General features: G+C 58.3%; 5 protein-coding genes. 4 read left to right on the top strand and 1 reads right to left on the bottom strand.

Going from position 1 to position 6,743, the window contains the following annotated elements; all coding sequences use genetic code 11:
* Positions 1-62: 62 nt before the first annotated feature.
* Positions 63-824 carry a class I SAM-dependent methyltransferase gene (locus K1Y02_24215; protein ID MBX7259487.1) on the bottom strand — a complete coding sequence of 254 codons (762 nt, stop codon included), beginning with the start codon at positions 822-824 and terminating at the stop codon, positions 63-65.
* 134 nt (positions 825-958) lie between these two features.
* On the opposite strand from K1Y02_24215, the gene K1Y02_24210 reads away from it, so the two are divergent.
* From K1Y02_24210 to K1Y02_24195, 4 genes are all read left to right on the top strand, one after another.
* Positions 959-1,912: a glycosyltransferase family 2 protein gene (locus K1Y02_24210; protein MBX7259486.1), complete on the top strand. Its 954-nt coding sequence runs from the start codon at positions 959-961 to the stop codon at positions 1,910-1,912.
* Positions 1,909-2,661, top strand: coding sequence for a class I SAM-dependent methyltransferase (locus K1Y02_24205; GenBank protein ID MBX7259485.1), 753 nt, complete (start codon positions 1,909-1,911; stop codon positions 2,659-2,661). Before K1Y02_24210 ends, K1Y02_24205 begins: the two co-directional genes overlap by 4 nt.
* A gap of 45 nt (positions 2,662-2,706) precedes the next feature.
* Positions 2,707-5,016 (top strand): hypothetical protein, encoded by a 2,310-nt coding sequence (locus K1Y02_24200; protein MBX7259484.1) that lies wholly within the window; start codon positions 2,707-2,709, stop codon positions 5,014-5,016.
* Positions 5,017-5,109: 93 nt separating this feature from the next.
* The coding region (locus K1Y02_24195; protein ID MBX7259483.1) for a beta-N-acetylhexosaminidase at positions 5,110-6,743 on the top strand (1,634 nt) is incomplete at its 3' end.

The raw sequence follows: 6,743 nt of genomic DNA, 5'->3' as shown, positions 1-6,743 counted from the left end.
GCACCTTGATACGATGCGCAACTCGTCGAAAACGTTGACTCATCTTCCGAATGACGCGGTGCCTACGATTGCTTAACGAGAACGGCGAGGATCAGCGAGCCCACCTTGAGCGGAGATTTTACCTCGATACGATGAAGGGCGTGGGCAAAGCGATTGCTGACAGGCGCAACCCAGGGCGCAAGGAAACAGAAGGTCGTTAGGGTTTCGACGGTGAAACCTGCTTGCTCGGCGGTCTGTCGTAACCGCGCGGGGTGGTAGTGGCAAACGTGTTGATCCTCGGCCATATGCGCGGCGGCGCCGTGACGGTCCAGTGCCCATTCGATAATGGGCCAGAGGCTACGGTAGTTGGGAGTTGTCAGCAGCACTTTGCCGCCCGGTTTCAACAGATTGTGGAAGACGCGGAGCATGGCAACGCCTTGATCGGGATAGATGTGCTCGATGACTTCCAGGCAATACATCTCGTCCGGGGGCTGTGGTAATTGGATGTGTTCGTCGACGTATCCTCTAACAAAAGAGACGGTCTCCGAGCCGAACTTGCCGCGCGCGAATTCGATGGCCGCCTCGTTGCCATCCACACCCCAGACCCGCGCACCAAAACTGCCGAGGTAATTCGAGACGACGCCCGATCCGCAGCCTACGTCGACGACAAAATCACCGGGAGAAGGGGGGAGGAACTGGCCGATGACCAGTTGTTTGGAGGCGTGCCAGAATCGCTGGACGGCATTTCCCGATGTGAGGGCGCGGTACTGATACGCGCCGTCGATGGCGATGGTATCGCCCGTACGGCGTCCGTTGGTCTTTGATGTGTCGTCTGATGTCGTCATCCGGCAAGGAACTCCATTGGCCGCTACGTATCATAGTGAGCCGCTTGCGCCAATGCCACGCGTTGCATTTCCGAAGTGGTTCGCATACGCTTCGGGCATAATCGATTCGGGCGTTGTACGCGTGGAAGGAAGCCATGGCCCACGAATCTGTTTCCATCGTAATCCCCTGTTACAACGAGGGGACTCACATCGAAGCGTCGCTTGCCGAAATCCGTAAGCATGTGCTGGGTCTTGGCGATATGGGTGTCTCGTCGGTCGAGTTCGTTCTTGTCGATGACGGGTCGACGGATGGCACGTGGGATGCTCTCAACCGTTTCAGGGAAGAACACGAGCACTGCCGTTGTGTGCGGTTGAGCCGCAACTTCGGTAAAGAGGCGGCAATTTGCGCCGGTATCGAACACGCGCAGGGCGATGCGGTAATCGTGATGGATGCCGATCTGCAGCACCCGCCGGAATTGATTCCGGAGATGGTGCGCCTCTGGGTGCGCGAAAACGTCGACGTGGTGGATGCCGTGAAAGAGGAGCGCGGTGAAGAACCGGCGTGGTATCGCGTGCACGCGCGTGTGTTTAACGCCCTGATGTGCCGGTTGTCTGGCTTGAACCTTGCGGATTCGAGTGACTTCAAACTCCTCGATCGCCGCGTCGTGACGGCGTTTCTCACGCTTCAAGAGCGCCAGACATTTTATCGCGGGTTGGTCGCGTGGCTGGGATTCCGCCATGCGCGCCTGCCCATGCACGTGAAACCCCGACAAGGCGGTCGTTCTACGTGGTCGTTGCCGCGCTTGTACCGGCTTGCGATCACGGGTTTGACGTCATTCTCTACTGCGGCCATGCAGTTCGTGTCGCTGATGGGCGTACTGTCGCTTGTCGCGGCCGTCTTGCTCACAATCAAGACGCTGTGGACGTGGGCGGGAGGTTACGCCGTTCCCGGGTTTGCGACCGTCATCATCCTGCAACTATGGATCGGCAGTTTCACCATGATCGCGCTTGGAATCATCGGCGAATATCTGTCCACGGTATATCACGAGACGAAGTTCCGGCCGCGGTATATCGTGGCCGAAACCACGGAACGCAGTACGCGGTCATGACTGCCTCGCACGAAGACAAAAACCTCGCCTTCTTCAAGGAGTTCTGGGGGCGCGGTGCGGACGTCTACGAGAATCACCCCACGAGCAGGCACCGGAGGCGGTTTGTTCTACGATCTCTCGCCATGGTAAGGCCTGCGGAGGACTTCCTTCTTTTCGATTACGGTTGCGGGTCGGGAGCCGTACTGCGTGCGGCGAAGCAACTGCTTCATCTGGAGGACTCCCAGCTTGGCGGCTGCGACTTAAGTCCCGAGGCCATCGAAATGGTGCGGCGGCAGTTTCAATCTCAGCATCTTTTAGAAGGGTCGTACCCTGAGTTGGCGCGGCAAATTGACGTAGCCGTGTGTACCGAAGTCATTGAGCACACGCCCGAGTACCGGCGCATTCTGGAGTGGATTCACGCGCACCTCAAACCTGGCGGCATGCTTATTCTGACAACGCCGAGTGTTCCGCTCGATCCGCCCGATGCCCTCTACGGACACACGCAACACTTCGTGCTTGCAGACCTGTGCCGGGAAATGGAGTCTATGGGCTATCGCATCGAATACGCGGCGAATTGGGGATGGCCGTTCTTTACGTTGCAGAAGTTCTTGACCGCAAAATGGTACCGCCAGGTGGAGAAGCACGTCATTCAGGGGCGACTGTCATTTCCGAAACGTCTCCTATTCGCGGTGACGTATTATGTCTATCTCGTGCACGATTTGATTCCGCGCGGACCGCAGCTATTTATCCGTGCGCGAAAGATGGCATAGTCCGCTTCGCGTTTCCGCAAAGCGCGTGCTATTCTCGCGCACACCATGAAAGAAGTAACCGCAAGCTCGCAATCAAGCGCCAAGTCGGCGCTATTTATCGCGCCTGCCGCGTTGTTGGCGTACACCCTGATGCTCTTTGGCGACGGTCTCTTCTCCGCGCGAGACGTGGTGTTAGCGGATCACGATATCCGGTACTTCTTCGCGACGCGCGCGTTTGGATTCGGGGAACTGCGCGCAGGGAATCTGCCGCTCTGGAACCCCTACATGTTCTCGGGGTACCCGTACCTTGCCAACTTCACGTCGGCGTTGCTGTATCCGCTCAACGCGATCTATCTCATGCTGCCCGTAACAAACGCGTTAAACGTGGAAATCGCGCTGCACACGTGGTTACTGGGCGTCTTCATGTATGCATGGGTGCGAGGCCGCGGCGTTTGCCGGCTGGCATCGTTCTTCTCCGCGGTCGTGGTGATGTCGTCGGGCGTATTTGTGGCGCACCTTCGCGTTGGGCACTTGTCGATGATCGACTCCTGGGCATGGGCTCCTCTGGTCTTCCTTGCTGCCGACAAACTGATCGGCGATTCGCAACCTCCGCGATCGCAATGCAGCGGAATTGTCACGACCATTGAATCCAAAATCCAAGCTCCAAAATCCAAAATACCCTGGCTCTTCCTCGGGATTCTCGCAGTCACACTCCAGATTCTCGCCGGTCATCCTCAATGCGTCTACTACACGGCTTTCACCCTGGGTGCTTATTGTGCGTTGCGATTGTGTTTTGTGGCACATCGGTTCCGAAAAATTGGGCTGCTCGCAGTAATGGCGATTGCGCCGGTGCTCTTGAGCGCGGCACAACTCGCTCCCGGGCTCGCGATCTCCCGGGAATGTACTCGGGCCGGCGGTGCGGATGTCGCATTTGCGTCGTCGTTTTCGCTACCTCGCGAGAACGTGATGCGGCTTGTCGCGCCCGATATCTTTGGCAGCGCATTCAAGCCGGGGTCGCATTGGCTGGGGAGGAGTTTCGATCACGAATCGGCGTGCTTCGTGGGCGTAACCGCGCTGGTCTTGGCGCTGGTGGGCGCGCTCCGTTTTAGGGGGCGCTTGCGTTGGATGTGCATCGCCATGATTGCGCTCACAGCAACGCTGGCGCTTGGAAGCTCAACGCCCCTCTTTGCTCTTGCGTACCATGGTGTGCCGGGCTTCGCCTTCTTTCGCGCGCCCGCGCGATTCCTGTTTTTCGCGACGATGTTCGGCGCGCTGCTGGCGGGTATGGGTGCTCACCATCTTCTCACATGTCCCGGTGCGAACAAGCGATTCGCGGCGGCAGGGCTGGGGATCATGGCGTTGTTCATCGCGGCGGGCAACTGGCTGGCGCGCGGTTCGAGCGTCGACTTATCAACGCTGGTATGGCCGGTTTTCATCACCTTCGTACTGGCGGTGTGTTTGATACTGTCCGGTACGCGGCGTCCTTGGGCCATTCGTGCGGTACTGATTGTCGGATTGATGGAGCTGAGCCTCTACGCGCACGGCAACCGATCCCTTTTGCCTGCGACTGCGTTTGATGACCCCGCCGTAAACGATCTCATCGCACAGCATCCCGGCGACTACCGTGTTCTCGATAGTCCCGCGCTAACGATTGAACGTCAAGTGCGAAACCGGATTGCCAATGTGTGGGGCTCCGATCCGATCATGCTCGACCGCTACGCACAGCTTGTTGCTGCTGCCGGATATCCGATTGAGATGCGCCCCGAAGAGGTCTCTCCGATGCTGGATCGGCATCTTCTGAGTCTGCTCCGTTGCCGGTATTACATTGACGGCAAGTCGGACATGCCTGAAATCACCGAGATCGGAGAGCCGTTTCCGCGATTCTATTTTGTGCATGACTACCGCGTGATGCCCAAAGAGCAGATTCTCGACGCAATCGTGGACCCCGCAGTTGACCTGCGCACGACTGCGCTGCTCGAAAGCGAGCCCAATCCGCAGCCCGCGCCGAAGACGCCTGCCGCTCCTGCGGACACGGTGAACGTGCTTGAGAGTTCGACCGATTTTGTAACGATTGAGGCGAGTCTCGGCAATCCCGCCATTCTCATCAACACCGACGCCTACAGCATTGGGTGGCGCGCCGCATCAGTCGGAGACAGTCCGCAGTCGAGTTACGAGATCCTTCCGGCCTTCCACGGGCTTCGCGCCATTCCGCTCGCCGCGGGACGTCATACGATTCGGCTGGAGTATGCGCCAAGGGCATTTGACGTAGGCGTGTGGGTATCGGGCGTGTCATGGGTGGTATTTGGGGCTGCTGTCCTTGGGTGGGCTGCTCTGCGGAAAAGAGTAGAATCGCGCAGGGATGTAGACAATCAGTAGACGTCGGGATCGCGGATTCATCGGATGATGGCGCGACAGGCGGCACCATCGTATGCGAGAATGGGGGCACTTTGTGAACAGGAGGGCGGAGGTATGCGTTACCGCATAGTCGTTTGTTTACTGGGGCTGTTGTGCTTGGGATTCTCATCATATGCTCAATCCACGGACGCGCTTAACCTCATTCCCTATCCCAAGGACGTCACGTTGGAGACGGGTGAATTCGCACTCGCGCGCCCGCTTGTCTTGGCTGCACCTGAGAAATGGATGGACCTCGTCGGGCCGATGGTGCGCGAGGAATTCTCGCGCGCGGGCCTCACTCCGCCTAGGCTGCTTGCCGTCAAGAGCAAACGGCTGGAGTTTGCGCTACTGCTTCCTGAAGCAGTTCCCGAAAAGGCAAAGCAATCTGACTTCGAGTTTCTTCCTTGGAAAGCCAAGCGCGATGAACTCTTTCCTCCCAAGAGCGATGGAGGCGAGGCCTTTAACCTGTTTGTTCGCCCCGACCGCGTTGATGTGAAAGCAAACGAGGCAGCCGGGCTTTTGTACGGCGTGCAAACCTTGGTGCAATTGCTGCGCGCGAATCGAATCGATAATTCGCTTCTGTGCGTCAAGATCGCCGACCGTCCCGGAAAGCTTGCATGGCGCGCGTATCAGGACGATCTCACGCGTATTCCGAGTTCTACATTTGAAACCCTTCGTCGCGGTATCGATCTCGGCGCGTATTTTAAGCTCAACGTCTTCACCTACTACATGGAGAGCCAGTTCGCGTTCAAGAAGCATCCCATCATCGGCCCGGTAGACGGCTCCCTCACGCCCGGTGAACTGGAGGCGCTGGTCGCCTACGCCATACCCCGGCACGTCAACATCTTGGGGAATCAGCAGTCGTTTGGACACATGGAACGCGTGTTGTGTTACGACGAGTACAAACCGCTCGCCGAGACGAGTTGGATACTGAACCCAACCGTCGAAGCTACCTACGATTTCCTGAACGACCTCTACTCCGAGGAAATGCCGCTGTTGCCATTCCCGTATTTCAACGTGTGCTGTGACGAGACTCAGGGACTCGGCACCGGTCCTGCCAAAGCCCTCGTCGCAGAGAAGGGCGAAGGAACGGTATACGCCCAGCACATCGCGCGTGTACACGCCTTGATCACGAAGCGCTACGGTAAGCGCATGATGATGTGGGGCGATATCGTGCTTCAGCATCCTGAGACGCTCACCATGATTCCCAAGGATACGCTCATGCTGACGTGGGGGTACGAACCCGCCGACAGCTACGAAGGCCAAATCCTTCCGTTTGTGAAAGCCGGATACGACTTTGTGGTCTGCCCCAGCGTGCGCAATTACGGACGCATCCTTCCCGACTTTCGCGGCGCGACGGTCAACATCCAGAACTTCACGCGTGACGGCGCGAAGCACGGCGCGTGGGGTGTCATCAACACCGCATGGGACGACGGCGGCCGGACGCTAAACGCTCCTAACTGGCACGGTATTGCGTGGGGCGCGGAGTGCGCTTGGAACGACGGGGCAACCTCCGCGGACGTCTTTAACCGCCGCATCGGAAAGGTTCTATTCGGAGAACGGGAAGATCATTTTGGGCGGGGTATCGAAGCCTTGGCGGGTCTGCAAGACATTCCCATGACGGCCGGAGGCAGCGACAGCCGGTTCTGGCAAGATCCGCTTGCGGGTGAAGTGAGATTTGCGAGTGTCGACCAAATGCGCGGGGAGGC

The organism is Candidatus Hydrogenedentota bacterium (assembly GCA_019695095.1).
Classification (GTDB): Bacteria; Hydrogenedentota; Hydrogenedentia; order Hydrogenedentales; family SLHB01; genus JAIBAQ01.
Note: the sequence above shows the minus strand (reverse complement) of the source record. Positions and strands in the feature narration are given on the sequence as shown.

Excerpts from the sequence above, each read along its gene's own strand:
- K1Y02_24215 (MBX7259487.1), bottom strand. The coding sequence starts at position 824 with ATGACGACATCAGACGACACATCAAAGACCAACGGACGCCGTACGGGC.
- K1Y02_24210 (MBX7259486.1), top strand. The coding sequence starts at position 959 with ATGGCCCACGAATCTGTTTCCATCGTAATCCCCTGTTACAACGAGGGG.
- K1Y02_24205 (MBX7259485.1), top strand. The coding sequence starts at position 1,909 with ATGACTGCCTCGCACGAAGACAAAAACCTCGCCTTCTTCAAGGAGTTC.
- K1Y02_24200 (MBX7259484.1), top strand. The coding sequence starts at position 2,707 with ATGAAAGAAGTAACCGCAAGCTCGCAATCAAGCGCCAAGTCGGCGCTA.